The organism is Colwellia sp. PAMC 21821, from assembly GCF_002077175.1.
GTDB lineage: Bacteria > Pseudomonadota > Gammaproteobacteria > Enterobacterales > Alteromonadaceae > Cognaticolwellia.
The window spans coordinates 2,095,730-2,121,131 of record NZ_CP014943.1 but is presented as its reverse complement, the minus strand read 5'-3'; the positions used below and the strand labels follow the sequence as shown (position 1 = coordinate 2,121,131).

Below are 25,402 nucleotides of genomic sequence, written 5' to 3'. Positions count from 1 at the left end.
AATTAATCAATTTTTGGTGGTGTTTCGAATGTATGGTATGGCGCAGGGCTAGGCACTGTCCATTCCAAACCTTCAGCTCCATCCCATGGTTTCGCTGGCGCTTTTTCGCCACCCTTAATACACTTGATAACCAATACCAAGAAGATTAACTGCGAAATACCAAAGGCAAAACCGCCAATACTCACCCACTTATTAAAATCCGCAAACTGCAAAGCGTAATCAGGAATACGACGAGGCATACCTGCTAAACCTAAAAAGTGCATTGGGAAAAACAATAAGTTTACTGAGATAAGTGAACACCAAAAATGCCACTTACTTAACGTATCGTTGTACATGTAACCCGTCCATTTCGGTAACCAGTAATAAGCGCCAGCAAAAATAGAAAATAGCGCGCCAGTAACCAATACATAGTGGAAATGAGCAACAACAAAGTAAGTATCATGATATTGAAAATCAACCGGAGTCATCGCTAGCATCAAGCCAGAGAAACCACCAATAGTGAACAAAATCACGAAAGCAATAGAGAACAACATTGGCGTTTCAAAGCTAATTGAACCGCGCCACATGGTCGCTGCCCAGTTAAAGACTTTAACGCCTGTTGGCACCGCAATTAACATGGTGCAATACATAAAGAATAATTCGCCAAAGAGCGGCATACCCGTGGTAAACATGTGATGCGCCCAAACGATGAACGACAAAAATGCAATTGATGCAGTTGCGTAAACCATTGAACTGTAACCAAAGAGAGGTTTACGTGAAAATGCTGGAATGGTAGTAGACACAATACCAAATGCAGGCAAGATCATGATGTAAACTTCAGGATGACCAAAGAACCAGAAAATATGCTGGAACATTACAGGGTCACCACCACCGGCGGCATCAAAGAAACTGGTGCCAAAATAGGTATCGGTTAACACCATAGTGACGGTACCCGCGAGCACCGGCATTACCGCTATTAACAAGTACGCCGTGATGAAAAATGTCCATACAAACAATGGCATTTTCATGTAAGTCATACCTGGAGCACGCATATTCATAATGGTTACAACAATGTTTATTGCGCCCATAATTGAGGAAATCCCCATAATATGTACCGCAAAAACGAAGAACGCTGTGCTGCCGTTACTGTAAGTTGTTGATAATGGTGCGTAGAAGGTCCAACCAAAGTTTGGCGCGCCACTTTCTAAAAAGAAAGTCGACAATAAAATAGCAAAAGCAAAGGGTAGAATCCAAAAGCTCCAGTTATTCAATCGTGGCAATGCCATATCTGGCGCACCTACCATCATAGGTAGCATCCAGTTAGCCAAGCCAGTAAAGGCCGGCATGATCGCGCCGAAGACCATAATAAGACCATGAACGGTGGTCATTTGGTTAAAGAAGTCAGGCTCAACTATCTGTAATCCTGGCTGAAATAACTCAGCACGAATAACCAGCGCCATAACGCCACCAGTTAAAAACATGATAAATGAGAACCATAAGTACATCGAACCGATGTCTTTGTGGTTAGTAGTATATAACCAGCGTTTCAGGCCGGTCATTTTATGATCATGGTGCTCACCGTCATGTGAATCATGTTCGGATTGATCATTAATTACATCTGTAGTCATTTTAACGCCTCCCTACTTCGCGCTAGCAGCAACATCTGCTGGCTGGACTAAATCACCGGTGTTGTTACCCCAAGCATTACGCTCGTAAGTGACAACCGCAGCAATTTGCGTTTTAGTTAATTGGCTAGCAAAAGCCGCCATCGCTGGATTTTTCTTGCTACCGTTAAGCACCATATCCAAATGCACTGCAACATCACCTGTGGCAATAGCACTACCTTTAAGCCCAGGGAATACTGGTGCCATGCCTTCACCACTTGCTTGATGACAAGCAGCACAAGCAGTCATGTAGACTTCTTCACCCATCGTCATCAATTCATCTTGGCTATAAACCTTTGATAAATCTTCTGCAGGGATAATATCAGCCACAACTTCTGTAACTGTCTCAGTAACATTTTCAACCGCTGCTTCAACAGTATCTATAATACCTGCCGCTGCACTACCAGAAGCTGCTTGAACATCGGCAGCTTGAACAGCTTCACCGGTATTATTACCCCAAGCATTACGCTCATAAGTCACAACAGCTGCGATTTCTTTTAAGCTCAGTTGCTTGCCATAACCTTGCATGCCGGTGCCAGCTTTACCATTGAAAACAATATCTATGTGCTCGCTAGCAGGACCTGTTGTCGCAACAGCACTACCTTTAAGCGCTGGAAATGCTGGTGGTAAGCCTTGGCCACTAACTTGGTGACACGCTGCACAATATGCGGTGTAAGTTGTTTCACCTAGTTGCATCAATTCTTCTAAAGGAACTGAAGCATTTAACGATGCCGCTTCTGCAGCTGCCGCGTTAGCCTTCAACTCTTTCTGTTCATTAAGCCAAATGGCGTAATCAGCTTCAGATTTCACTTCGACAACTATCGGCATAAAACCATGATCTTTACCACATAGCTCAGCACATTGGCCGCGATAAACACCAGGGTCATCTACCTTAGTCCAAGCTTCGTTAATAAAACCAGGGTTAGCATCTTGTTTTACAGCAAATGCTGGAACCCACCAAGCATGGATAACATCATCAGAGGTAATAACAAAACGTACTTTTTTATTGGTTGGAATAACTAAAGGACGGTCAACTTCTAGCAGGTAGTTTTCACCTTTCTCTGCTGAAGTACCATCTTGGTTTTCGTATTGGTCACGTGGCGTAGAAAGTACCGAATAAAACTCAAGGTCTTGATCAAAGTATTTATAATGCCATTTCCACTGAGAGCCGGTTACCTGAATAGTTATATCTGCATCATCGTTATTTTCCATATCAATGAGCGTGGTAGTGGCAGGAACAGCCATAGCGATTAGAATGACGACAGGAATAGCCGTCCAGAGAATTTCTACTTTTGTGCTTTCATGGAAGGTTGCTGGTTTAAAGCCTTTTGATTTACGGTGAAACACCATAGACCAAAACATAGCACCAAATACCACAACACCAATAGCTGTACAGATATAGAGAACCAACATATGTAAATCGTATACGTCTCTACTAACTTCCGTAACACCTTTGGTTAAGTTCAGCGACATATCTGCCCATACCGAACTCGACAACAAGCCCCCTAGCAACAGCAAACCTAGGTTACGTCTTTTCACTCGACATCTCCTTCACCCTTTTAAGGCAAAACAACACGACTTCACGATGAAGGCCGACTATTTTGCGCATACATTTATTATTATTTAAGTGACGCATTATTCAACTACTGTCAATTGCGCCCTATTGTTATGTTTGTACGTTTTCTAGACTAGAATTACTTAAAACTTGATCGGGGTCAATTTAAAATTTCAAAAGCATGTAAAATAAAAACCAATAAATACAATAGAGTAATAACCCTAAACAGAGTGATACGTCCATTTTCACTGGGGTTAATCCAATGTTTATTTTTTGTTCAGAGGGTGTTTGTTGTGCTGAATAATAAATATTCAACCACAGAATTAGTTGTATAAAAAACAGGCTACTAGCGTTATTTATTGGCTAATAATAGAATTGTTCAGGACAAAAATACATCTGGTGCTAGAAAAACGATTAAACGAAAGGAACATGCAGATTTAAACAAGCTATTTAAAAAAAACACTCATTAAATCTGCGTGATATGGATTAGGTGAATCGCAAAAAATCTACCGTGGGCGCATGGTTATTTACATCCAATCTGCTGCGCGAATAACCCCTACAGCTAGGCCTTCAATGTTAAATTGTTGTGACTTTAAATCGACTTTGATTGGCGAAAAATCTTCATTTTCAGCATGTAAATAAACCACATTACCTTCACGTTTAAAACGCTTAACCGTAACATCGTCTTCAACACGAGCAACAATAACTTGGCCATTTTGTACGTCAGTGGTTTGATGAACAGCGAGCAAATCGCCATCTAAAATGCCGATATCTTTCATACTCTCGCCATTAACGCGCAATAAATAATCTGCCGGAGGATGAAATAAACTGCCATCAATTTTATAATGCTGCTCAACATGTTCTTGTGCCAAAATTGGCTCACCTGCCGCGACTCGGCCGATAAGGGGTAAACCATCTTCTTCAATAAACTCTTCTGCAAGACGAATGCCACGAGAAGTACCAGGTAACATCTCAATATAGCCTTTCTTAGCTAGCGCTTTTAAATGTTCTTCTGCTGCATTGGCCGATTTAAACCCAAAGTTAGTCGCTATTTCGGCACGAGTTGGCGGCATACCCGTATCCGAAATTTTTGCTCTGATCAGATCAAATATCTGCTGTTGTCTAGGTGTTAAAGGGCGCATTTTTATTCCTTAAGCGACTGAAGAGTAAGCCTGTGTTTTTACACAGTATTACTGTTATTCTATACAGGCTTTATGGAAACGCAAGAAATTATTGCGGAGAGATTGAGCAGTTTTGTAAATTTAAATGTGAATTTTAATAATAACTTTCTGTTTATTTTACTTCAAATAATTAAAAACACTTTTAAAACAATAGCTTTTCTTATTTAAGTGAAAAATTTGTAGTTTATCAAACGTGAGAATTATGTAATATTAAAAGCTTAAATTAAGCCCTAGGAGCTAAGATGAAGTCAAAAGTAATCAACTTTAAAGATAAGTTTAGCCAATTTTCTGAGCATTGGTCACCGCGTGTTATCGCTGAAATGAATGATTATCAATTTAAATTAGTGAAAGTAGCAGGTGAATTTGTGTGGCATGACCATCCAGAAACAGATGAGGTTTTTATTGTCATTGATGGCGTTCTTACTATTGAATTTCGAGATGGACTTGTCACCTTATCGCCTGGCGAAATGTTTGTGATCCCTAAAGGTGTTGAACATAAACCCGTCGCTAAGGCTGAATGTAAAATTATGATTGTGGAGCCAAAAGGCGTAGTGAATACTGGTGATGCGAACAGTGATCTAACCGCTCAAAATGATCTATGGGTATAAATCCAATTGGCTTGTAAAATAAATAAAATATCAAAATAAATAAACAAACTTTAAACTTACTACTTCTATTTTCACAAGTATATTTTTGCAGTGTTGTTACCTTGTTGTATTTAATACCATTAAGTTATTAATTAGCATAATAGAGCACAGTGGCTGAATTTCATCTTTTAAGATAAAATAATTTAACTATTAAACCCCTAACAACCATAGATTTTAACTATGATAAAAATACGTGACTTAGAATATCTTACGGCCATTGCCCAATATAAACATTTTGGCCATGCTGCTGATGCCTGTTTTGTTAGTCAACCAACGTTGAGTGGGCAAATTCAGAAGTTAGAGCAGCGACTTAAATTAACATTAATTGAGCGGCAGCCTCGCAATGTAATGCTAACGCCCGCTGGTGAAAAGCTAGTTCAACAAGCCCAACAAGTATTGAACGCGGCAAATAATTTTGAAGAAGCAGCTAAAGCCCTGCTTGATCCACTGTCGGGTGACTTGCATATCGGCTTAATCCCCACGTTAGCGCCTTATATACTGCCGCATATTATGCCAACGCTGAACAGCAATCTAACGAAAATAAACTTCTATTTACATGAGAATAGAACTCAAGATTTACTGCAACAGTTGGAAACAGGCAAACTCGATATTTTAATTCTGCCTTGGCTACCCGAAATGGCGCGCTTTGAACGATATGATTTATTCACTGAGCCTTTGGTGATGGCAACGTCTCCATCACATGCACTTGCTAACAGATCGACAGTGACTTTTGATGATCTGCATAATCAAAAAATTCTCACCTTAGAAGATGGTCATTGTTTAAGAGATCAAGCTATGGGTTATTGTTTTAGCGCCGGTGCTGAGGAAGATCATAGCTTTCGAGCCACCAGCCTTGAAACTTTACGTTATATGGTGGCAAGTAATATGGGTATTACACTATTGCCGCAGTTGGCAACGATTAACTATGCCCCGCAAAAGCATATTCACTATATTCCTTTTGAAAGCCCACAACCAAATCGTGAAATAGCATTACTCTGCCGTACAGGTTATGCTCGAATGGAAAGTGTTAGCGCCGTTGTTAATGAAATTCGCCAAGCGGTAAAGGGCTTATTCGATTAGCCTTGTTTTAAGCTAATAAGCTAATAAGCTAATAAGCTAATAAGCTAATAAATTTAATACAACTTATTCTTCTGTTTACAAAAAATTGCTTATAAAAAAACGCTACTGTTATGCACAATAGCGTTTTTAACGCACAAATTATTTCTCAAAAATTAAGCGGCAACTTCGCTCATACTTTCAATATTTTCACGATTTTCAAGTGGATTTGGTGTTCTGATTAAATAATCAAATGCCCCTAAAGCTGCTGCTGCACCGCCACCCATGGCGATAATTATTTGCTTAAAAGGCGTATTTGTTACATCTCCGGCGGCATAAACCCCAGCAATATTGGTTTCACCTTTTTGATTAATAATAACCTCACCTCGATCAGTTAAATCAACGGTTCCTTGCAAAAATTGTGAATTTGGCAATAAGCCAATTTGTACAAATATACCGGCAAGTTCGACGTTTTCTTGCTTGTTGGTTGCACGATTAAGGTAATTAAGCCCAGTTACATGCTTACCATTACCTAACACCTCTGTGGTTTGTGCATTCACAATAATATCGATATTCGGTAACGAGCGAGCTTTATTTTGCAATACCGCATCTGCTCGTAATACTGAGTCGAACTCCAACACAGTAACATGTTCAACAATGCCGGCTAAATCAATCGCCGCTTCAATACCTGAATTGCCACCGCCAATTACGGCCACTGATTTTCCTTTAAATAAAGGTCCATCACAATGTGGGCAATAAGCCACACCTTTACCACGATATTCTTGCTCACCAGTGACGTTCATTTCTCGCCATCTGGCACCTGTTGCGATTATGGTTGAGCGTGTTTGTAAGGTGGCACCATTTTCTAACTCAACGGTAATTAAGCCACCTTCAACATCACTTTTTATAATGTTTTTCACCCGTTGATTATTCATAATATCAACATCGTAGTCATTCACATGCGCTTCTAAACTAGCGACTAATTTAGGGCCTTGTGTCGCACTGACGGAGATAAAATTTTCAATGGCTATGGTGTCTTGAAGCTGACCGCCAAATTTGTCAGCAACTATTCCGGTGCGAATACCTTTACGAGCACTATATATAGCTGACGCTGCGCCAGCAGGACCACCACCAATAACTAATAAGTCAAAGGCTTCTTTGTTGTTTATGGCTTTAGCTTGTCTCGCGCCTGCATTGGTATCTACTTTATTTAAAATCTCGGTTACTGTCATTCTGCCTTGTCCAAACGCTTTACCATTAAGATAAACCGCAGGTACTGATAAAATATCGCGCTTGTATACTTCTTCTTGAAATAAAGCGCCATCCACCATCACATGTGTAATTTGTGGATTAATTGCTGCCATCATATTTAAAGCTTGCACTACGTCTGGGCAATTCTGACAACTTAAAGAAATGTAGGTTTCAAAGCTATAGTCACCTTCTAATGCTGCCACTTGCTCGATTACCGCTTTATCAAGTTTTATTGGGTGTCCACCGCTATGCAATAAGGCTAATACCAGTGAGGTAAACTCATGCCCCATGGGCACACCCGCAAAGCGCATTTCACCGCCGGTTTTAACTGATTTTACTAACATTGATGGTACGCGTTCGTTGCTTGCATCTGCTTCAACAATCGTTACTAACGCTGACATCTCAGCGATTTCTGCCACCAAGGTATTTAATTCTTTTGATTTTACGTCGTCACCTAAAAATACTGACAATTCAACAGCCGATGTTAAATTTTGCAAATAGGTAGTTAATTGTTGTTTTAAGTTTGTATCTAACATGGTTTATTCCCTCAAGAACAATGATGAATAAGATTTAAGGTTTGTTTGATTTTTTTATTTAGCGTGTGCCGCGATATTGATTGTAATATCGCGGCAATTTTTCTTAACTTAGATTTTGCCAACTAAGTCTAAAGATGGTGTTAATGTTTCTGCACCTGGCTGCCATGCTGCTGGACAAACTTCACCGTCATGTTCTGCTACATATTGTGCCGCTTGAATTTTTCGCACTAATTCTTTCGCTGAACGGCCTATGCCTAGGTCATGTATTTCAGCAATTTTAATTTCGCCTTCAGGGTTAACAACAAACGTACCACGTAGTGCTAAGCCATCGTCTTCGATCATGACACCAAAGTTACGAGTAATTTTACCTGTTGGGTCACCAATCATTGGGTATTGAATTTTGCCGATAGTATCTGAACTGCCGTGCCATGCTTTATGAGTAAAGTGTGTATCAGTTGATACTGAGTAAACTTCAACGCCCATTTCTTGCAACTGTGCGTAATGGTCAGCCATATCGCCTAACTCTGTCGGACATACAAAAGTAAAGTCAGCAGGGTAAAAGAAAAATACCGCCCATTTGCCTGCAACATCTGCTTCTGATACTTCGACGAATTCGCCTTTACTAAATGCTGTTGCGTTAAATGGTTGAATAGTTGAATTGATAATTGATTTGTACATGTGTATCTCCACTTGTTTAAAAATATGAGTGCTTGTTAAGTTGGGAGAATGATACGTTGACATTTTACATAGGAACAATCGTTTGAATTTATCATATCGATAGGTTAAAACTATCAATGTAAATAAGGACGATTGTTGTGATAGCTGAAGGCACTATATTTTCAGGGTTGTTAAAGCATAAATATTTGCAGTTTGTTATTTGTGTATTAAAAAGATGGTTTTTATCAAAAGACTTTATGTCGATTAGGTGGCTTTGATTGAAAATTAAAGCAAAAAAAACGCCCCTCAAGTGAGGAGCGTATAACAATATAAAAACACTAATATAAAACAATAATAAAAACAAAACCGAGGGGAGAATCTCTTGCTAAGTAAGAGCAGCATATTCGTGTTTAGTTCATTTTAATTTTAAATAAAATTGAACAGTATTATCTTACCTTGGTATATTGTTATTTAAGCCACTAATTTTATTGGCTTTATTAACTTTATTAATTAAAAATAATTTCATCTTATAGTTAAACTCGCGAAAACCTTGCTAAAAGTACGTCACTTTTTATTAGGCAAAAAAAACGCCCCTCAAGTGAGGAGCGTATAACAATATATAAACACTAATAGAAACAATAATAAAAACAAAATCGAGGGGAGAATCTCTTGCTAAGTAAGAGCGTGTTATTCGAGGTTAGTTCAATTTTATTTAAAAATTAACGCTATTAATAACAATTTTTATCACAGAGGCTTAATTTTAATGACCTACAAGATAGAAAATAGTATTTAATAATTTTAAATATGTACAAATTTCTGTCTGTCAGCAATTAAATTCAGCACTTTAGTAAGCTTTTTAGCGAGGTAACCCGATAATAGTTTTGGTTGTTGCTCTATCAATACAGACTCTGCTGGTGTAATGGCAACATGACAGTCTAGTAAACTATTTTTTGAATGTAATAGTACATCATCAGCAAGCGATTCTAAATCTACGCTACCGACATGCGTGGTTACATTTTTAAGTTCAGAAATAGATATAAGATAAAAATTAATCATTAAAATATTAGCTTCATCACTATACCAATTAGCTGTCATGGTATGAAAATTCAACTGAGCTTCAAGTTTATTGCTAACTGAGGCAATATTTTCTATTTCGGCAACTAAAGCATCACTAACTTGAATAGCAATTGGCAGGGTTTCAGTCATAATATCCATGATGTTGCTCGCTTTTATGATAACTAATTTACGGTTTATTTATGGTTGATTGATCCGTATGACGACTGTTATGTGTTTTTTCTGGAAATGCTACAGCAACTATATCAATATCATACCTAACTTTGTAAAATATTTGTTACGTGATTAAGTTGCTATTACTAGTCTAGTGTCGATATTATATAGTAAAGATACAAGGTCAATAAGTCATTAAATTCAGCGCTAGATTACATGTTTAGTACTACAGCTAAACGCTACAGACCTATGCCAACCAATGTTTATTTTGGAGAACCGTACCATTAATTCAAAAAGTGCTCGCACTAGAACAATAATAAAAAAGCCTTTCAAGCTATTTAACCTTAGCCATAAACTTCATAAATGGCTGATGTTATTTATTGGTGCGCAGTTTATTATTTGGTCTGTCACTGGTGCTTACATGGTATTTTTTGATATTGACTATATTCATGGTGATAGCCTGGTAATAACCCATCAAAGTAAAATTAAACCAGAGAATTTAACCTACACCTCACAACAATTATTTCAACAATATCCACGTGCGAAAAATTTAAGTGTTGGCGTACTGATCGACCGAGAAGTCTATCGATTTCGCATTGATAAGCAGCAATTTATCGTCGATGCTCGCAGTGGGGAAGTGTTATCGCCATTAAATAAAACTACGGCAATTGCCTTAGCAAAGCACCTTTATTCTGGCGATGATGACGTTATCAATGCTGAACTAATTTCATCAACTCCACCCTTTGCGTTAAGTGCACGACATTTGCCGGTATGGCAGGTAGATTTTGATCATTTCTCTTCACCAACGTTTTATATTTCGGCGAATAACGGCAAAGTGGTCAACAAACGTCACCAATTTTGGTATATATTTGATTGGATGTTCCGCTTTCATATTATGGATTATGGCGACGACGAAGATGCCAGTAATTGGTTATTATTTTTCATAGCTTCATTCGCATTATTTGCAGCGCTAAGTGGCTTAGTGCTGACTTATTTTAAAGTGATAAAACCGATAATAAATTCTGGAAAGAAACGCGGTAATAAACGCAGAAATACCGCTAACAAACCCCATCAAGATGCAAATTTATCTGTCGGTGATAAGTCATGATTATTTGGGTCAGAAAAATTCATAAATGGGCTTCGTTACTTATCGGTTTACAGGTAATTATATGGGTAATTAGTGGCTTAACATTCAATGTTATTGATCATGAAAAAGCACGCGGTAATGCTTATCGCCAAACGATAATATCAACGCAGCCAGCCACCGCAAACAAAGACTTGTTACCCGTTGAAAATATACTGAAAAAGTATCCTGACACTGTTGAGCTTAATCAAACTAATATTCTCTCTCAGCCTTATTATTTGTTAACGCAACAACAAGGACTATATCGTCATTTAACCAATAGTTATCATATCGTTAATGCCATCACAGGCGAGCTAACCTTCATTGATAAACCGCTCGCCACTGCTATTGCCCAAGCAAGTTATACTGGTCCAGGTAGCATTGATTCAGTCACATTAATCGCACCTCCCATTGCAGACTTTCTTAAACATAAAAACCCCAGTTGGCAAATTAATTTCGATGATAGCTTAGAAACTAGTGTTTATGTTGAACAAGGCTCAGGGCAGATTGTAGGACACAGCAATAGCGACAAACGCTTCGCCGATTTTTTCTTCATGTTACACTTTATGGATTATGGCAGCGTAGGTAACTTCAACACTATTCAAATTATAATTTTTGCTTTTATTACACTTTGGCTAACCCTCACGGGTTTGATTTGGACCATACATATGTTGCGCAAAGGTAGTTATCGTTTAAAAAAATAATAGCATGATAAAAGATCATAAGTTTAGTTAAGCCAACGTTAGGCTTAGGTGTGAACATGATGGTCATAAGCTAGTTCGACAAATTTAGTCAGCTTTAATTTTTCAGGCTACGATTAAATGACTTAAATTGCTGTTTCTCAAAATAAGGGGCTACTAACCCCTTTATAATTTAAATCGTAAAATAACGTTAACTAAAAGCACCGATAAATATCAATACAAAATCAAATACAGCAGTATTGCTAGCTCCTAAAAACTACACACTTTACTTGAATTTGCTTTAACAGCGGTTACTATAGCTGCCCAATGAACAATCTAGAATAACGTCATGACAAAATTTATTAGTTTTATTATCATCGCACTAACACTTTTAAGCACATCAGCTTTTGCTGAAACCTTAAAAGTCGCTTCATGGAATATCGCCTGGTTGGGCTCTCATGAATATAATCAGCGCAAAGATGTTGATTATCAAAAATTAGCGCGTTATGCGCGAGAATTAGACGCTGACGTCATTGCCTTGCAAGAGGTGGAAAGTGCAAAATGGGCAGCAAAAGTTTTTGGTGATGAATACGACTATTTCTTCACAACCAAAGACTGGGTACAACGTGTTGGCGTAGCGGTAAGAAAAAGCAGCGGCTATAAAGCCACAGCGGTTGAATATCGTGAACTTGATCAAGGCCTTGCACGCCGAGGCATGGACGTTACCTTAACTAAAGACGGTAAAAGTGTGCGTTTATTAGCTGTACACATGAAATCAGGCTGTTTTGATAAAGCACTTGACCAAACTAGCATAGCTAAAATGCCCAACACGAATGAAAAAGAAGCCTATGCAAAAACGGCCTGTGCTGAACTTGCTAAGCAAGCTAAACCACTAGAAGCTTGGGTTGATGCACGTGCGAAAGAAGGCGTCCCTTTTATATTATTAGGTGACTTTAATCGTCGTTTTGTAAAAGATATTTCATTAAATTACAGTGAAGTACAAGGCTTATGGCAAACCATTGATGACGAGGGTGCAGAAGCACTTTGGGCTCCAACAATTAAAGCAGAGTCTAAATGTTGGGGCGGTTATTACAAAGACTATATCGACCATATAATTTTTGATCCAAAAGCAAAAGCACGGTATGTCGAGAATTCATTTGACCAGTTAGTTTTCGAACCAAAATATACTCGTGAACTTAGTCAAAAACTTAGCGACCACTGCCCTATTTCGGTAGAATTAGTTTTGTAAGCTATTTATAAAGCCCAAAATAAGATTCATATATTGGGCTTTATAACTTCATGCTTTAACATTAAAATTGATGTTTATTTTATTAAGCTATCGAGTCTGAAACCTCGTTAATTTTCGTAAAAAACTAGCTTCAACCGTTGGAATGACAAATGAAAGATATGAATATGCCAACAACAGAATGTGTTATTTTATTGCACGGTTTAGCACGTTCAGCACATTCAATGGACAAAATGGCAGAGCGCTTAACTGAGCAAGGCTATAAAGTGTTAAACATCGACTATCCTTCGCGTGCTTACCCTATAGAACAGCTAGCTGAAAAAACTATTGCAGAAGCGCTAACCAAATGCGAAGGCATGCCCGTAAGCTTTGTTACTCATTCTATGGGCGGTATTTTAGTGCGGCAGTTTCTGAGCAACCATAGCATCAAAAGCCTCAATAAAGTGGTGATGTTAGGACCACCAAACAAAGGTACTGAAATTGTCGACAAGCTTGGCAATATGCCCGGTTTTCATTTGGTGAATGGCGATGCGGGTATGCAATTAGGTACTGGAGCACTAAGCGTGCCTAATCAATTAGGTAAAGCTAATTTTGATGTCGGTATTATCGCCGGCACTCAAAGCATAAACTTACTGTTATCTTCACTTATTCCAGATACTGATGATGGTAAAGTATCTGTCGAAAGCACTAAAGTTGAGGGCATGAATGATCACATTGAAATGCCAACCACTCATGTATTTATGATGCGAAATGACGCAGTTATCGAGCAAGTTATTAATTACCTTAAGCAAGGTAAGTTTGAGCATTAGCCATTACAACATTTTGCTGAAAAACGTATATTAGCGATAAAAATACTCCTGCAAAGCTAAAGTATCATTGGCAATAGCAATGACTTTAAATGATGCTACGCAACGACCCCATCAAACCAACTAGTACGCATTAATGTGGTTATATTGATGCTTCATCGATAAGTGAAACGATGGAGGCTACCGCTAACTCTTTTAAAACAAGCGCTGCAAGTTAATCAGCCAAATTTCGATTGTGAAGTTATTATGAATGTTGAAAATTAACCATGTTAATCCGTTAAAAATTTAGTAAGGTGTCTGTGAGCTTAAGCAGTATTTAATGAATCTAGGTAGGAGAATCAAGATGAAATTAATTAAAAAAGTAACGCTTTCAACCGCTGTATTTCTAAGTGCTTTATCGGGCTTCGCGTCTGCAAATGAAATGCAAATCACTGCAAAATCACAAGAAATATCGCCCGACAGTAAGCGCCACATATACACAGGCAATGTTAGAATTGCCTTCGCTAAGGGTAATTTATCAACTAAATCGAGCCATGCCTCGTTTCAAAACGGAAAAACCGTGATGGAAGGCGATGTTGAAATTATTCTCAACAACGCTGTTGCGAAAACAGATCGCGTAACCTTTATACCTTCACAGCAAGGTTTAATAGCTAAAATGGATAAAGTTACTTTTACCTATCAGTAGTCATCACAAATGTAACTTAATTTTATCCATTACAAACGGTATCTACAAACAAACCAAGTCCTCTGCATAAGCTAGGTTAAATGCTTACGTAAAGAGGATAGGTTTTTATTTTCGCTATTACTTGTTAGCAATTAATGCCGACCTTAACTTGTTCAGTGCGTCTACCGCGAAACCTTGATCATAAAAATATAATATTTCACCTTCACTATTTAACAACACAACTCTGGTATTGGCAGCATTTTCGTTACCGGTAAATGCCTGAATTTTTTCACCATCATCGTAAATAGTCACTACCCCTTGCCATAACGGCTTTGGGATACCCGCACGCATTCCATTATCAATTACGGTGCTAAACATTTCAGGAAATAACCCTTGAATAGTCGGTACTTCATAAACTTTTACATTGGTTTCCGTCACATCTAATGCAATTAACCAACGGTCAATATCAAATTGTGAATTCTGCACGTAACCAATCAACAGCAGTGTTAAGTCATCAGTTAAATCGCTTGGAATAGACAGTGATGTTTTTTCTAATGTAGAACCAACAACGGCTGGGAAGATTTGTCCGGTAATATCTTTATTCGGATATTGGCTGCTACAACCCGTTAATAACAGTAATCCAAATATGTAAATTATTGTGCGCATTGTATACTTCTCCTTAATATCTTGAGAAATAATACGTAAGCGTTTTTCTTTTGGTTCACACAATAAATAAATAATCATCTAGCGATACGGCAGATAACCTAAAAATAGCCATTAATATTCAAACGAGATCATAGTAATAGTCGTCAAGGTCTTTGAACTATCGAAAAATAGGCGTTTATATAGGATTAATCACTATTGTTCTGCTTAAGTTCTCTTAATCGTTCGCGATATTTATCACGCGCTAATGCTTGCATGTCAGTTACGGCATCGCTTTCGTCAACTATTTCACGCCCTAACAGCGTTTCAATGGCGTCCTCTAAGGTAACAATGCCTGATGTTTGACCATATTCATCTTCAACTGAGTAGATGTGGATATGGTTTTTAATGAACATATCTAATAATTGCTGAACAGGTAGTTTTTCAGATACCGCAGTTAGCGGAATAACAAACTTACTAATGGCTTCATCGCCGTGCCCGCTGCGCTCAGCTTCATACAAATCACCTTTGATTACTTTGCCGGTAATATCATCGATAGTATTTCCGTAAACAGGTATACGAGTAAATTGACTCGTTTTTTCATGATTTAATGCAGTGGTTACGGTTATGTCTTGATGTAACATGTGCACTACAGTGCGAGGTGTGAACACATCTCCGGTGTGTAATTCGCGTAAATTTAGTATGTTTGATAAATATTCATTTTCTTGCGAGAACAAACTGCCATCTTTATAGCTTAGTGACGCTAAGGCTATAATTTCTTCTCGGGTAATTTCGTTGTCTTTACCTTTATGGAACGAACGTGTTAACCGCGTTGATAACCAAACAAGTGGGTAAACAATTCTTACTAACCAAGTAATTACAAAAGCAGAAGGTATGGCCAAATTACGCCAAAATGTTGCCCCTAACGTTTTAGGAATAATTTCTGAAAAATACAAAATAACCAAGGTTAGCAGCACCGCAATTAGGGTTTCCCACTTTTCGCCAAATATGCCAATGGCTTGTGCACCAACACCTGCAGCGCCCATAGTATGAGCAAACGTATTAAGAATTAATATACTGGCAAGAGACTCTTCTAAACGCGTTTTAACTTTTGCTAAAACTGCGCCATGCTTTGGCTTAATGGTTTGGATTTGCTCTACAAAACTAGGCGTTATCGATAATAAAACCGCCTCTAGTATCGAGCACAAAAAAGACACTCCAATAGCAATGGCTAAATAAATAAAAAGTAAAGTCACGTAGGTCGTCCATCTCTATGAGTTTGTATTTAACTTATAAATAGCATATCACAATGTAAGAAAGTATCGTGCTACCAGTAATGCTGTTGTTGGTGTTTTTCAATGCTTCAGACGAAAATTTGTACACAATATCGTGAGATTAATGACCTATTGCCCTTTTAGTTTCTAGACTGTAATAAACTGTACTAAATTTGAATCGAGCCAACCCTCGCTTAAATCACAGGTGATGGATTAATTTCACCTGTGATTCTAAATTAACTAACCCGCTAAAAAGTATAAATTTAACATTTGGAAGCTGTTAATAAGCTTTGTTCGTCTCAACTATAGCTGCTTTAAAAGCCTTCTAGAACCAACTTACCTATTGATTTACCAGACTCTAACTCTTGGTGCGCTGCTCTTAAGTTTTCCGCATTAATGGTGCCTAAGTTTTTACCTATTGTGGTTTGAATATAACCTTGTTCAATAAGCGCAGCGACACGATTTAACAAGCGACCTTGCTCTTGAATATCAGCGGCATTAAACATTGAACGAGCAAACATAAATTCGATATGAAACGATAAGCTTTTAGGTTTCATTTTCATAATATCTAATGGTGTTTCAGGATCGTCAATCATCGCTATTTTTCCAAACGGGACTAACAATTCAATGTAAGTATCAAAATATGCCGCGGTACTATTCAAACTGGCGACATGTGTTACCTGCCCGATAACCCCATTGTCAACTAAAGCATCAATTTGAGGCTTTAGCGGCTTACTGTGATCAACAACAAAATCGGCACCCAATTCCTTGACCCACGCTTGAGAGCTTTCGCGAGATGCCGTGGCAATAATGGTTGCACCGGTAATTGCTTTCGCCAATTGCACTAAAATAGATCCCACACCACCTGCAGCACCAACGACTAAGAGTACTTCGTTAGACTTATCAGTACTTGTTGGCGCTTGTTGCTTAATCGTTAAATGCTCAAATAACATTTCCCATGCGGTGATCGCCGTTAATGGCAATGCTGCAGCTTCTGCAACAGATAAACTTTTTGGTTTTTTACCGACAATTCGTTCATCAACTAATTGGTACTCTGCGTTACTGCCTTGGCGAGTAATATCACCGGCATAATAAACGGCGTCACCCGGCGAAAATTCAGTAACATCTTCACCCACAGCAACCACCTCGCCCACAGCATCCCAACCTAATACTTTATATTCGCCTTTATCGGGTTGTGCTTTTAGGCGCACTTTGTAATCGACCGGATTAACCGCTATTGCTGATACTTTCACTAATAAATCACGGCCGCTAGCAACCGGTTGTGGTATTTCTATATCCATTAACGACGCTACGTTATTTACCGGTAACGATTGAGTATATCCAATTGCTTTCATCATTTTCTCGCTTATTTATTGGCTTGTTTATTGTCTTATTTATTATCTGTGTGCGTACATACGCTTTAACTTGGGTACATAATAGCGCTTGATTTACTGTAGATAAACAGCATAATTATTGAATCATTATCAATATAAATTTGACAATATGCAGTTAGCTGACCTTCAGGTTATTCTTAAAGTAGCAAAATTTCGCAGTATTACAGACGCTGCAGCAAGTTTGAACATGCAAACCGCTACAGCAAGTGCCGCGATTAAACGAGTAGAACGGGCGCTAGGTGCTGACTTGTTTATCCGCACCACGCGTAGCTTACGTTTAAGTAGCGCTGGAGAACGTTATATTCCGCATTGTCAGCAAGCCTTAGACATGCTTAATAAAGCAAAACAGCACGTTAAAGATGACCTTGATATTGTTGATGGCGAACTACGTATTGGCATATCGTCTGATTTAGGCCGTAATGTTGTCATTCCCTGGCTGGATGAGTTTATGCAAAACCACAGCGCGGTCAGCTTGAAAGTTAACCTCAGTGATAGCAATATCGACTTCTATCGCGATTCAATCGATATCGCGTTACGCTACGGTTCGCCCACCGACTCAAATATGTATGGCTTTAAAGTTTGTAATGTCCCACGCTTGTTGTGTGCGAGTCCGGATTATTTAGCACGACAAGGTATACCGAAACACCCACATGACTTAGTGACATATCACGGGCTTTTCTATCAAATTAGCGACATAATTCACGATGTTTGGCACTTTAGTCATAATGACGAAAAGTTTAAAGTTAAAATGAGAGGTAATCGTGCGGGTAACGATGGTGACCTTGTAAGACGTTGGTGTGTTGCTGGACATGGTCTCGCGACGAAGTCGTCATTAGACGTTGCCAGTCACCTACTCTCGGGGGAACTAGTCAATGTTTTACCTGACTTTCACCCCACAGCCACTGAGTTATGGATTATTTGTCCAAGCCGACAATCAATAACACCAGCAGTACGCTTATTACGTGATACCTTTCGTACAAAATGCCATGCAATTTTGCAGCAATTGGTAAATAAGGGCATTTTAACAAGCGATGTATTGGCATAAACTGAATCACGATCGTAGTTTGGCACTATGGCGCATCAATAATAATGATTTCACAATCTGTTATTGCGCGGATCGTTATTAACTTTGTTTGGGTGATTTCTGCACCATCGCCTTTTGACATATTAACGCTTTGCTTTTTGTCTACCACCGAAAATTTACCTCGCGAGGCAATAACATAGACTTGATGCTTTATCTCATGAGTTAGCTCGCTACCTTGCTTTACTTTCCCAGCAAAAATACGTGCTTGTTGCTGAATAAATAAAGCGTGCTGACGATCATCCTCATAACCCGAGACAACCATAGGCAAGCTTGTGTTATTTACAGCTTTAGGAAAAGCCATGCTATCCCATCGCGGCGCTATATTTTGTTTATTCGGCTCTATCCAAATTTGAAACATAGTCGTCGGTTTTTCGCTGCGATTATACTCTGAATGCAATATGCCCTTACCTGCACTCATTACTTGCACTTCGCCTGCAGAAGTTACGCCTTGATTACCTCGACTATCTTGATGTGAAATAGCGCCCGTGCGAATAAAGCTAATAATTTCCATGTTCTTATGTGGATGCTCTGGAAAGCCAGTATTAGGTGCTATCCAATCATCGTTGATAACACGTAAGCAACCAAAGCCCATTCTTCTTGGGTTGTAATAGTGTGCAAAGCTGAAATGATGATGGGTTTTCAACCAACTATATTTAGCTGTACCAAGCTGCTGAAATGGATAATGTTTAATCACGAGTTTTCCTACATTCTTTATTGTTTGCAGACACCCGTAAAATAATGATGTTACGGGTGTTTCTTGTTAAATTGTTTAAAGCTTTTGACTGAACGTCTGATCAACCGAGTATTTACCCGCACCATGAATAGCTAAAGCGACACTCATTGCTAACAACGCTAAAGCAAACTCATAACCATTATTCGCCATAAATAAGCCATTCGCTAAATGTACTTTAATAATGGCAACCACCATAGTTATTGCCAGCACTGCGCTGGTTGGTCTGGTTAATAAGCCTAAGATCAGTAATATACCACCAAAAAACTCTACACTGCCTACCGTTAGCGCCATTAAGTAGCCGGGCCCTAAACCTATTGATTCCATCCATTGCCCTGTGCCGTCTAACCCGTAACCACCAAACCACGCAAATAATTTTTGTGCGCCATGTGCGGCAAAAATTATTCCAGCAATAATACGCAGGGGTAAGGTTGAAACACTGTTATCTGTCTTTAATATGTTCTTAATAATTGAATTGTTCATCATGTTCTCGCTTTCGCTATATGTTTTAGATGTGATTATTCTACAAGTTGAGTTATTGTTGAATAACCCCTGAAATTTGTTCAATTCATTCAAATTTTTTGAACAATACTAAAAAGACAAAATAATGAATAGTTCACCACTCTCTTTAGAAGCACTCCTCGTACTTGACGCTATTGATAATCGAGGCAGTTTTGCGTCTGCAGCTGAGCAATTAAATAAAGTGCCTTCTGCACTGTCATATATAGTGCAAAAACTTGAAGAGCAATTATCAGTTACTTTATTTGTCAGGCAAGGACGGCGTTCTGTGCTTACGCCCGCGGGTAAGCATTTATTGCTAGAAGGGAGAAAAATTTTAGCGGCTGTTAGTAAAGTGACAGAACAAACACAAACGCTGGCACATGGCTGGGAGCCAAAAATTAGAATAGCTTTCGACTCCATTATTGCTGTAGCGCCAATCATGCAATGCTTACAGCAATTTTTGCATGAGCACCCTAACGTTGAAATAGATATATGCGAGCAAGTCATGAATGGCACTTGGGAAGCGTTAATAGAAGATAAAGTCGACTTACTTATTGGCGTGCCTTCGCCAGTGCCGAACCAAGCAGGCATTAGGGCGTTAAAAATATGCGAATTGGATAGTCTATTAGTCGCGGCCAAACATCATGAATTAAGCCACTTTACGCTGCCGATCACCCATAGCGATATTGCCGATTATCGTACGGTGATTGTACATGACTCATCGAAAAGTTCCGTGCCGTGGTCAGCTAATTTAATTGACCAAAGTCGACATTTTTATGTCGCGAGTGTTGAACAAAAAATTCAAGCTATTGTTGCGGGTATTGGCGTGGGTTTCTTGCCAAAAGCAAGAGTTGTGGACTATATAGATTCAGGACAACTGGTGGCATTGAAAACCCAAAACCAGCAGCAAAGTATCGACTTGTTTCTAGCGTGGAAAACCGTGAATAAAGGTAAAGGACTATTAAGACTACGTGCGCTGTTACTGGAATATTATGCGCAGGTGCTAACCAGTAAACCTGAGATAAAGCCGTTGTAAACTTTATGACAAGGAATGCATGGCACTGAACACTAGAATTCGCCTTGCCCGACACTCCTTTAACAGGCCCCTAATATCAATCAAATTGCATTACTTAAAAAGATGAAACTAAGCGTAGTTAAAAATATTATCCCAATGGGTATCTAATATTATTTTAGCTTCATCTAAAGCGATGGCGGTATACACATCCTGGGTTAATTCAACTAAGTGCATTCGCTCAAGCTTGCCTAACGCATCCGCAATTTCAAAATCTAACTCACATTGATACTTTTCTTTAAACCAGTTTTCTATTTGTTCGTCTAACGCCTCTGCCGTTAAACCATTTTGGCAATTAAGTAAAAAACTATAAGCCAATATGGCTTCTTTAAAATCTTCTTCTTCCGCGGCGTCAATCAGGGTATGAAATACGCCGGCATTATTATCAAGATTTTTAAAATATAAGTTGTCAGATAGCGCCTTCATAAACTTAATTTTTCTATTTTTAAATTTACTCCATTCTTTAAAAATAAAGCCGGCAAAAACCCCTAGCCCAATCGCAAAAGAAATAAAATGTTGCTGGGTCATCTCTACCGCTTCTTTGTGCCAACCTATCCAAAACCCCATTAATGCCGCCAATAACAAAATTGAAGCACCTAGTTTAGTCACCAACACTACTGCACCACCCACAACAGCAGAAGCGCCAATAAACGCTTTATCAATAGGCCGCATTCGTACTTCGCTATTCGGGAATAGCATTTCTAAATCGGCTTTGGGTACATTCTGAAAAAGCTTAACTATGGTTGAACCGGGCTCAAAGCCAAACAAGGCTTTTTTCTTCGCGTCAAAATGCGCTTTATCTTTAAAGGTTATATATATGGCAACGCGGTCATAGTTAGTAAAGTTAAGGGTTTGTTTACGCAGGCCAAACAGCGAAGTAATGGTTTCAGTTAATTGCGACTCGCCTCGACGATAGAAAACCACTTGTTCGAAGTCATCAAACTCAACTTCCAATCTAACTTTAAATAAAGACTCTTCGGTCAAGGCATCTTGTAAATCTTGCTCAGTAATTTTTTCAAAATTGGCTGCATTTAAAACGTTGGAAAAATTTTCTGCAAAGCGTGCCTGGCACTGGGCTTTTTGCTCAGGTGTATAAGGTTCAAGTTGCTTAGTATCCGCATTGGGATCAAATGGTGCATAGTCGTTTTTTAGCGACTCTAACGTTTGATGATATTCAACATGAAGCGAATTCGACAACAAGTCACAAAATTGTCGAAATGATAATGCTGAATCATCGAGTTTGAGTTCCCGCAAACACATTTCAACAATGTCTTGTTTTCTATAAGGTATAAACCGGTCAGCAGCCATAGCACAATATCAAGTAATGTCAGATAGTTAGAGTGTAAGGTAAATTGTTACATATTGGAATGTGAATATATAATGGTCGTAAAGTACGATTGATAATTAATGAATTTATTAAATAATGTGATAAATCCCGCTGAAGTAGTTGAACTTTTAATGACATAGAACAACTTTTTTCTGTGTCACCAAGTTACATTAAAGGCATAACCCACGTTATAATATGATCACATAAGCCCATTAGATAAAAGGAGTTAATATGAATATTACCAGAGAGCAGGTTTTCGTCTGGAGTAGAAAAATCAGGCTTTTCCATTGGATAAATGTAGTCGCCATTTTATTGCTCATCGCTATCGGTACTATTATCTTAAATGGCAAAATGTTTGGCATTAGCACTGACGGTAAAGTGTTGTTGAAAACAATCCATGTGTTTGTCGGCTATGTGTTTGCCAGCAACTTAATCTTTCGATTGATTATTGGATTTGTTGGAAAAAATTATGAACGCTGGAATAAGATCTTACCCTTTAACAAAGGCTTTAAAGCTGATTTAGAAGAGTTTAAGCAAGGTAAGAAGCTGGCGTACAAAGGTCACAACCCTGCCGGTAAGTTAATGGTATTAGCACTGTTGTCGTTAATGACTGTGCAAATGATTTCAGGCTTGGTAATCGCAGGTACAGATATTTACTATCCTCCTTTTGGCAACTATTTTGTTGAAAGTATCGCTATTGATAAAGACAATTTAGCCGCGATAAAACCTTATTCAAAAGTGAATGTAGATGAAGCGTCTTATCAAACCATGCGCGAGATACGAAAACCGTTTATTACCGCGCATGTCTATGTTTTTTATTGCCTATTATTGCTAATTCCCCTGCATATTATTGGCGTAATTGTTGCTGAACGTCGCGAAAAAACAGCATTAGTTTCTGCAATGTTCAATGGCTATAAATATCTCCCCAAAGATGCTGATAAAGACAAAACGAAGGATAGTTAAGCATGATTTCACGCTTACATTCATGATCGAATCCCCATAAAACGTACATAAAACCTGCAATTTTTATGTGCTTTTTATGGCTATATTCTATGGTCCCTGTTAACCTTTCCTCACATTGATAAATTGTTTTTACTTACTCGTCGTTCACTGACTTGAAGATAAAACAATCGTAGTTATTGATTTTCAATCAGTACCTATTTTCTAGAAGAAAGTCTATCATGCTGTTTATAAAGGATAAAACACTCATATCATAGTCATCTTCCTACGTTAAATTATCAATCTAACTAAAGCTATCAACCGCTTTTTATATGATTAATTTTCTGAGGATTACAACATGTCAAACCGTTTCATTTTATCATTAATTACAGCAGCTGTATTAACCGGCTGTGGTGGTTCATCAACAAGTGACTCCGCAGCAGAAACTCCAGCGCCAACACCAACACCACCGCAATCTACTACAACGACAACGGCAACTACAGGTGTTATAACCGGGTTTGGTAGTGTCTTTGTAAATGGGGTTGAATACGAAACGGATGCAACCACGATCACTACAGATGATAACGATGGTGCAAGTGAAACCGATTTACAGGTAGGTATGGTTGTAACACTCTCCGGCGAAGTAAATGAAGATGGCAGCACAGGTAATGCCAGCGCTATTCATTATGACGAACAATTAAAAGGCCCTGTGGAGAGTATCGATTTATTTGCAAACACCATAACAATACTCGGCCAAACCATTGTGTTTGATGACTTAACAAGTTTTGAAAACCTTGTATTGGCAGACCTTAATCCTGGAGACATTCTGGAAATTAGTGGTTACTTCAATGCCGATGGCGACCTATACGCCACACGTATAGAAAAAGAAACCGAACAAACTCGATTAAAAATCCAAGCACGTATTACTGCTTTAGATACCGTTAATAAAACATTCGAGTTAAAGGGCTTAACTATCGATTATAGCGCTGCAATATTTAAAGACTTTGTTGAAGCAGATTTAGCTGATGGACAACAAGTTCGTGTTAAAGGTGATTATTCAGCCTTAACCGCTGGCGTATTAGTGATCAGTGAAATAAAGCTTAAAGATAAAAATGAAAGCCATGATGAAGGCGATAACCGACATGTAGAAGGTTTTATCACAGATTTTGAATCTTCGAGTAGCTTCAAAGTTGATGGCATCGCGATTATTATTGATGACAATACCGAATTTAAATATGGCGATGCCAGTGCTTTAAAGGTAAATGTTAGCGTTAAAATTAAAGGTGAATTCAACGCCGATGGTGCTTTAGTCGCGAAGAAGATTCGTATCGAAAACAAAACAAATTTAAAGGTTGAAGGCGCTATTGAAGCCATTAACTTAGATTTAAGTACAGTAACGGTATTAGGTGTCGAGTTTGAAATAAACAACCAAACCAAAATGAAAGATGAGTCAGATGACGACGAACGTTTCTTTGATTTAGTCGATTTGGCCATTGGTGACTTTGTAGAGCTGAAAGGTTTTGTAGATAGTGAAGGAAAAAATATAGCCACTAAAGTGCAGCGTGAAAATGCAGATGAAAACGCTGAAGTTGAGCTAAAGGGTAAAGTAAGTAACATTGAAAACTTTAGCTTTAGCCTTGTTGGTGTGACGGTTACTACCGACGCAAATACAAAGTTTGAAGGAACAAGTGGTGATGACGTAAGCCAAGCAACATTTTTCGAACAACTCGAAAATGACATGTTAGTCGAAGCAGAAGGTCAGTTGATAGACGGTATTTATGTCGCCCAAAAGGTTGAAATAGAAGAACATGACGACGATGATGACAGTAGTGATAGTGAAAATAACCGCACGGAGTTTAAAGGTATTGTTGAAGCTATAAATGAAGACACACTGATCGTTTCAGGTCATCAGGTCTTAACGAGTCAAACCACTAAATTTAAAGTAGACGATGAAAGGGTTTCAGCTGAACTATTTTGGTCTGTAGTTGCAATTGATGATCAGCTTGAAATTAAAGGCACTATAGACCAACAAGGTATTATTACAGCAAAATCTATAGAGCTTTAGTAATAATAAAACGTTAAAAAGTCAGTGTGAGCCGTTTTGAACAAGGTAAATTATCTTGAATCAAATCGGCTCACGCTTAACGCTCATCAAATGACTAAACTT

Annotated in this window: 23 protein-coding genes; 11 read left to right on the top strand and 12 right to left on the bottom strand. The window is 38.5% G+C overall.

Annotation, left to right across the window (positions count from 1 at the left end; genetic code table 11):
- Positions 1 to 2: 2 nt before the first annotated feature.
- The 3 genes from ctaD to lexA form a co-directional block, all read right to left on the bottom strand.
- Positions 3 to 1,607 (bottom strand): cytochrome c oxidase subunit I, encoded by a 1,605-nt coding sequence (ctaD, locus tag A3Q33_RS08935; protein WP_081179646.1) that lies wholly within the window; start codon positions 1,605 to 1,607, stop codon positions 3 to 5.
- Positions 1,608 to 1,619: 12 nt separating this feature from the next.
- Complete coding sequence (gene coxB, locus A3Q33_RS08930) at positions 1,620 to 3,182, bottom strand: cytochrome c oxidase subunit II (RefSeq protein WP_502687232.1); 1,563 nt, start codon at positions 3,180 to 3,182, stop codon at positions 1,620 to 1,622.
- Between the two features lie 543 nt (positions 3,183 to 3,725).
- The gene (gene lexA / locus A3Q33_RS08925; protein ID WP_081179645.1) at positions 3,726 to 4,340 is read right to left on the bottom strand and encodes a transcriptional repressor LexA; all 615 of its coding nucleotides are present in this window, start codon (positions 4,338 to 4,340) and stop codon (positions 3,726 to 3,728) included.
- 281 nt (positions 4,341 to 4,621) lie between these two features.
- On the opposite strand from lexA, the gene A3Q33_RS08920 reads away from it, so the two are divergent.
- Together A3Q33_RS08920 and oxyR are read left to right on the top strand one after the other, a co-directional pair.
- The gene (locus A3Q33_RS08920) at positions 4,622 to 4,987 is read left to right on the top strand and encodes a cupin domain-containing protein (RefSeq protein ID WP_081179644.1); all 366 of its coding nucleotides are present in this window, start codon (positions 4,622 to 4,624) and stop codon (positions 4,985 to 4,987) included.
- Between the two features lie 219 nt (positions 4,988 to 5,206).
- Positions 5,207 to 6,106 carry a DNA-binding transcriptional regulator OxyR gene (gene oxyR / locus A3Q33_RS08915; protein ID WP_081179643.1) on the top strand — a complete coding sequence of 300 codons (900 nt, stop codon included), beginning with the start codon at positions 5,207 to 5,209 and terminating at the stop codon, positions 6,104 to 6,106.
- A 152-nt stretch (positions 6,107 to 6,258) separates the two neighbouring features.
- Here the strand turns inward: oxyR and ahpF are convergent, their stop codons facing one another.
- The 3 genes from ahpF to A3Q33_RS08900 all read right to left on the bottom strand — a co-directional run bounded on the left by ahpF (position 6,259) and on the right by A3Q33_RS08900 (position 9,741).
- On the bottom strand, positions 6,259 to 7,869 hold the full coding sequence (gene ahpF / locus A3Q33_RS08910) for an alkyl hydroperoxide reductase subunit F (RefSeq protein ID WP_081179642.1): 1,611 nt from the start codon (positions 7,867 to 7,869) through the stop codon (positions 6,259 to 6,261).
- A gap of 108 nt (positions 7,870 to 7,977) precedes the next feature.
- Positions 7,978 to 8,547, bottom strand: a complete 570-nt coding sequence (gene ahpC, locus A3Q33_RS08905) for an alkyl hydroperoxide reductase subunit C (RefSeq protein WP_081150466.1) — start codon at positions 8,545 to 8,547, stop codon at positions 7,978 to 7,980.
- A 777-nt stretch (positions 8,548 to 9,324) separates the two neighbouring features.
- Positions 9,325 to 9,741, bottom strand: a complete 417-nt coding sequence (locus A3Q33_RS08900; RefSeq protein WP_081179641.1) for a hypothetical protein — start codon at positions 9,739 to 9,741, stop codon at positions 9,325 to 9,327.
- 382 nt (positions 9,742 to 10,123) lie between these two features.
- On the opposite strand from A3Q33_RS08900, the gene A3Q33_RS08895 reads away from it, so the two are divergent.
- From A3Q33_RS08895 to A3Q33_RS08875, 5 genes are all read left to right on the top strand, one after another.
- Complete coding sequence (locus A3Q33_RS08895; RefSeq protein WP_231295815.1) at positions 10,124 to 10,861, top strand: PepSY domain-containing protein; 738 nt, start codon at positions 10,124 to 10,126, stop codon at positions 10,859 to 10,861.
- Positions 10,858 to 11,580: a PepSY domain-containing protein gene (locus tag A3Q33_RS08890; protein WP_081179639.1), complete on the top strand. Its 723-nt coding sequence runs from the start codon at positions 10,858 to 10,860 to the stop codon at positions 11,578 to 11,580. The genes A3Q33_RS08895 and A3Q33_RS08890 overlap by 4 nt, the downstream gene beginning before the upstream one ends.
- Before the next feature lie 325 nt (positions 11,581 to 11,905).
- Positions 11,906 to 12,805 (top strand): endonuclease/exonuclease/phosphatase family protein, encoded by a 900-nt coding sequence (locus A3Q33_RS08885; protein WP_081179638.1) that lies wholly within the window; start codon positions 11,906 to 11,908, stop codon positions 12,803 to 12,805.
- Positions 12,806 to 12,954: 149 nt separating this feature from the next.
- Positions 12,955 to 13,611, top strand: coding sequence for an esterase/lipase family protein (locus A3Q33_RS08880; RefSeq protein ID WP_081179637.1), 657 nt, complete (start codon positions 12,955 to 12,957; stop codon positions 13,609 to 13,611).
- Between the two features lie 340 nt (positions 13,612 to 13,951).
- On the top strand, positions 13,952 to 14,293 hold the full coding sequence (locus tag A3Q33_RS08875) for a hypothetical protein (protein WP_081179636.1): 342 nt from the start codon (positions 13,952 to 13,954) through the stop codon (positions 14,291 to 14,293).
- Positions 14,294 to 14,410: 117 nt separating this feature from the next.
- Here the strand turns inward: A3Q33_RS08875 and A3Q33_RS08870 are convergent, their stop codons facing one another.
- The 3 genes from A3Q33_RS08870 to A3Q33_RS08860 form a co-directional block, all read right to left on the bottom strand.
- Positions 14,411 to 14,938 carry a hypothetical protein gene (locus tag A3Q33_RS08870; RefSeq protein ID WP_081182452.1) on the bottom strand — a complete coding sequence of 176 codons (528 nt, stop codon included), beginning with the start codon at positions 14,936 to 14,938 and terminating at the stop codon, positions 14,411 to 14,413.
- A gap of 185 nt (positions 14,939 to 15,123) precedes the next feature.
- Positions 15,124 to 16,170 (bottom strand): CNNM domain-containing protein, encoded by a 1,047-nt coding sequence (locus tag A3Q33_RS08865; protein WP_081179635.1) that lies wholly within the window; start codon positions 16,168 to 16,170, stop codon positions 15,124 to 15,126.
- A 332-nt stretch (positions 16,171 to 16,502) separates the two neighbouring features.
- Complete coding sequence (locus A3Q33_RS08860; protein WP_081182448.1) at positions 16,503 to 17,543, bottom strand: zinc-binding alcohol dehydrogenase family protein; 1,041 nt, start codon at positions 17,541 to 17,543, stop codon at positions 16,503 to 16,505.
- Positions 17,544 to 17,691: 148 nt separating this feature from the next.
- On the opposite strand from A3Q33_RS08860, the gene A3Q33_RS08855 reads away from it, so the two are divergent.
- Positions 17,692 to 18,627 (top strand): LysR family transcriptional regulator, encoded by a 936-nt coding sequence (locus A3Q33_RS08855; protein ID WP_081182445.1) that lies wholly within the window; start codon positions 17,692 to 17,694, stop codon positions 18,625 to 18,627.
- Between the two features lie 25 nt (positions 18,628 to 18,652).
- Here A3Q33_RS08855 and A3Q33_RS08850 read toward each other — a convergent pair whose 3' ends face one another.
- A complete protein-coding gene (locus A3Q33_RS08850; RefSeq protein WP_081179634.1) occupies positions 18,653 to 19,360 on the bottom strand; it encodes a pirin family protein in 708 nt (235 codons plus the stop codon).
- Positions 19,361 to 19,435: 75 nt separating this feature from the next.
- A complete protein-coding gene (locus tag A3Q33_RS08845) occupies positions 19,436 to 19,879 on the bottom strand; it encodes a DoxX family protein (RefSeq protein WP_155866843.1) in 444 nt (147 codons plus the stop codon).
- Positions 19,880 to 20,003: 124 nt separating this feature from the next.
- Between A3Q33_RS08845 and A3Q33_RS08840 the strand changes: the two genes are divergently transcribed.
- The gene (locus tag A3Q33_RS08840; RefSeq protein ID WP_081179632.1) at positions 20,004 to 20,933 is read left to right on the top strand and encodes a LysR substrate-binding domain-containing protein; all 930 of its coding nucleotides are present in this window, start codon (positions 20,004 to 20,006) and stop codon (positions 20,931 to 20,933) included.
- 108 nt (positions 20,934 to 21,041) lie between these two features.
- Here the strand turns inward: A3Q33_RS08840 and A3Q33_RS08835 are convergent, their stop codons facing one another.
- Positions 21,042 to 22,277 carry a TMEM143 family protein gene (locus A3Q33_RS08835; protein ID WP_081179631.1) on the bottom strand — a complete coding sequence of 412 codons (1,236 nt, stop codon included), beginning with the start codon at positions 22,275 to 22,277 and terminating at the stop codon, positions 21,042 to 21,044.
- A 250-nt stretch (positions 22,278 to 22,527) separates the two neighbouring features.
- On the opposite strand from A3Q33_RS08835, the gene A3Q33_RS08830 reads away from it, so the two are divergent.
- Positions 22,528 to 23,259, top strand: a complete 732-nt coding sequence (locus tag A3Q33_RS08830; protein ID WP_081179630.1) for a cytochrome b/b6 domain-containing protein — start codon at positions 22,528 to 22,530, stop codon at positions 23,257 to 23,259.
- A 334-nt stretch (positions 23,260 to 23,593) separates the two neighbouring features.
- A complete protein-coding gene (locus A3Q33_RS08825) occupies positions 23,594 to 25,300 on the top strand; it encodes a DUF5666 domain-containing protein (RefSeq protein ID WP_081179629.1) in 1,707 nt (568 codons plus the stop codon).
- The last annotated feature ends 102 nt before the right edge of the window (positions 25,301 to 25,402 follow it).